Annotated in this window: 4 protein-coding genes; all 4 read left to right on the forward strand. The window is 35.0% G+C overall.

Translation table 11 applies throughout. The features are described 5' to 3' along the window. Positions 1-376: DUF4124 domain-containing protein (locus tag M0R16_13345; GenBank protein MCK9613856.1), on the forward strand; the 376-nt coding region annotated here is incomplete at its 5' end. A 157-nt stretch (positions 377-533) separates the two neighbouring features. Further along, positions 534-1,313 (forward strand): phosphatase PAP2 family protein, encoded by a 780-nt coding sequence (locus M0R16_13350; GenBank protein ID MCK9613857.1) that lies wholly within the window; start codon positions 534-536, stop codon positions 1,311-1,313. Between the two features lie 492 nt (positions 1,314-1,805). Further along, positions 1,806-2,915: a hypothetical protein gene (locus tag M0R16_13355; protein ID MCK9613858.1), complete on the forward strand. Its 1,110-nt coding sequence runs from the start codon at positions 1,806-1,808 to the stop codon at positions 2,913-2,915. 354 nt (positions 2,916-3,269) lie between these two features. Further along, a partial coding sequence (locus M0R16_13360) for a hypothetical protein (GenBank protein ID MCK9613859.1) occupies positions 3,270-3,515 on the forward strand: 246 nt, incomplete at its 3' end.

Here is a 3,515-nt window from a genome sequence, read left to right on the forward strand (position 1 = left end):
TAATGCCGGAGAATTGTATCGTTGTATTGATAGTACAGGTAATTCAGTATTTACAGATAGTCCGCAAGATGGGATGAGAGATTGTGTGTTAGAAGAAGCTTATGAACAACCTTCATCGGAAGAGACGGCAGGTGAAAAGGGCAAGGTTTTAGAAAAAGATAAGGTAGTTGAAAGAGAAAAAGTAACATCCGAAGCAAAAGTGAAACGCATCAATGATTGCATTAGCTGTTGCAACGACAGAATTATGGGATGTTATAATTATACTGCTGACAGCAGGCTTTGCACTGCGGAGAATCAAAATTGTGCTGCCATGTGCAAATCAGAAGGTTCTGCTCCTTCGTCGTGGAGTGACTGCTGGTCCCAGTCTAAAAAATAATCAACATAAATTAATAATGTTAATATCGAATTAAAATATTTTAATTGTAATCTGAACTCTTGCTGATTAAAGCATATTGGTTTTTCTTCAGACAACATCAAGCTGTTAATTGTTAAGCGATATTTTATTGCAAATATTTTTAAGAAAAGGAACGACTATGTCTTATTTTGATGATGCAATCATTAATTTTCTAAACGGGTTTTCCAGAGTATCCGAAGCCTTTGATTATTTCATGGCTCTTTTGATAAGTAACTACCTTGTAAAGGGTGGAATCCTGATGACGATACTTTGGTGGTTCTGGTTTTGGGATAAAAATGATAAAAAACAAAATCAGTCTTTGCGTGAGCTTAAAGGTAAAAAGCAGACTCAGCCTGTACGTGAGTGTAAGGAAGAAAAGCAGAATAAGCTTTTGCGTGAGCGCATTGTATTGACGTTAGTAGCATGTCTTATTGCTATATTCTTGGGTAGGTTCTTAGCTTATGTTCTGCCCTTCAGACTTCGGCCCTTGCACAGCATGATTAACTTTATTGCCCCGTATGGTGTAAATCCCAATGCCTTTGGTTCCTGGAGTTCATTTCCCAGCGATCATGCCGTTTTATTTTTTGCACTGGCAACGGGGATATTTTTTATATCAAGAATAACCGGCACACTGGTAACAATATATGTTCTTCTGATAATTTGCTTCCCAAGAGTTTACTGTGGTCTTCATTATCCAACAGACATCTTTGCCGGTGCTCTTGTAGGTGTCGGAATTGGATGGCTTGTTATGACAACAAAAATTAGTAAATATATATCACAACCGGCAATTATTTGGCTAAACAAGGAACCGCGCTCTTTTTATGCGTGTTTTTTTCTTCTGACATATCAAATTGCTACCATGTTTGATCCTGTCAGAGAGATAGGGACCTTTTTTATGTGTCTAATCATGCCCGTTTGATTTTTGGGAGAGCTTTACTGTTAATAAAGAAAAATCCTTCAACTCTGGTTGGCTAAGGTGTGTGTCTAAATCCTGGTGAGTTTTATCGAAGAGAATCCTTTTGTGCATTCTTGACAAATGAACAATCCGATATGTCGAGTCAAATCCACCTGTCCATAATATTTCTATTATTTTAGTTTTATGCATAGGGTTATCTTACTTATAACTTTAAACCATACTTCATAATCCCCATTATTTCTACAGTGGTCTGCCTCAGATATTTGTTAAAGATATTATATTATAGTTAACCTCTCTTTCCGTATCCACATTTGATAAATTACGAAAATTATGTAACATTATAATCGCCAATAGTTTAAATGCTTTATGCATGCTAAAATGAATTATCTGGATGGGCAATCAATTTATCTTAACGAAAGCGGACAAAGCCGGTTGGGAAAACAATAAAAAATGGAAAAAATTTAAATAGGATTTAAAACAGGCAGGGAAGTTAAAATGATTAAAAAATTATTTAAACTCATTGCAATAAACATTGTTGTATTCATAGGATTACTAATTACTGTAAATTTGTTGGTTATATTAATATTCCAGGGACATAAAATTATTAATAAAGAGATAGCTGATACTAGAGGTAATCTTCCTAATTATAAAAATATCGATTGGGCACATAAGCATTTTAAAGAGTTTAAAGAACTGCCAACCGAGTACAGGTCTTATATTGGCTGGAGAAGGCTTTCTTATAAAGGCGAGACCATCAATATTAATGAACAAGGAATCAGAAATACATCTCAGTCCCCATTAGCGACAGAAAAATCTCCTCTTGTAGTATTTTTAGGTGGTTCAACTATGTGGGGTACGGGTGTGAATGATGCAAATACAATTCCATCGCTTTTTGCAAAAGTTGCCCAAGGACGTTATCGCGCAATGAACTTAGGAGAAGCAGCTTATAACGCATTTCAAGGATATGTATTCCTCAAATTGCAAATAATCAATGGGTTAAATCCATATGTGGTTGTATCCTATGATGGAGTAAATGACGCACAAGTTTTGATGCCAGACAGAAGACCTTTTAGCCATAACAGAGAAAATCAAATTCGTAAAGCGATGGAGGGAAAAGACAGAATTAAGGATGAGACATTGTCGTTTAGCCATTTTCTTTTAAATCCTTTGAAATCTTTCATTGCCAAATGTAAAGTTTATTATACAAAAAATCATACTTACAAGATTAGTCAAAATAATGCAGAACAAAAGGCAAAAGTTTTATTGGACAGTTGGTTGTGCGCCAAAGAATTGGCAGAGACGCATGGAGCCTATTTTGTTGCAGTATTACAACCAAACGCGGCAATCGGCAAACCTTATTTAAAGCATCTAAAGTTGAGCGAAAAGGAGATAAGTATTTATAAACTTTTTTATCCAGTGGTTTTGGAATTACTCAAAACACCTAAATATCAAGAATTACATAGGCATGTTCTTGTTCTTACTGATGTCTTTGATTCTGAGGAGAATATTTACGTAGACGCTGTCCATGTTTCTCCAAAAGGCAATAAAATTATTGCTGAAAAAATTTATAATCACATAAATAATTCTATTCATCGGGTAAAATAGCTTAACAAGAAATAGATTAATTTATCGAATATAATTTTTGAACCTGTCTTTAACCGTTATTGGCTATATTAATTTCTATCGGGCATGAACTTACCAAATAGTTTAGAAAAATAAGAAGGGGATATTGTTGTCGTTGATGCACTTAATAAAATAAAAGATCGTACCAATTAATAATTATAATTGCTGAGTTCTAATTTAACATGTGTTATAAGCCTTTATCAAAAAGTGGAAGCTGGTAATAAACGGAATGCAATCAACATTTGAAGCGATTTGTAAGTCGACATTGGGTGGTCATTATGTTCAGATACAAGAGTCGACAATTTTTGAATGGTTTCCTCTTCAAGATATTTTTTTATGAGCATCACAAAACCGGATTTACTCTTTAACAGAATTGAATATACTAAGGCATTTAAAGGGACATTTCAGTTTGCCGAAAGCATATCATCAGCAATCCGCATTCAAAAAATAGCCGGGACTGAATTTTTAGACGGCAGGCTACCATGGCCGTATGTAACTTTTCGAGAAGCGGGGGAATCCCTGCTCAAAAAAGAATTCAGTGACCTGGTAACGATTACAGGAGTTATTGCTCCATCCGGCACA

This window comes from Bacteroidales bacterium (assembly GCA_023228145.1).
Taxonomy (GTDB): domain Bacteria; phylum Bacteroidota; class Bacteroidia; order Bacteroidales; family CAIWKO01; genus CAIWKO01.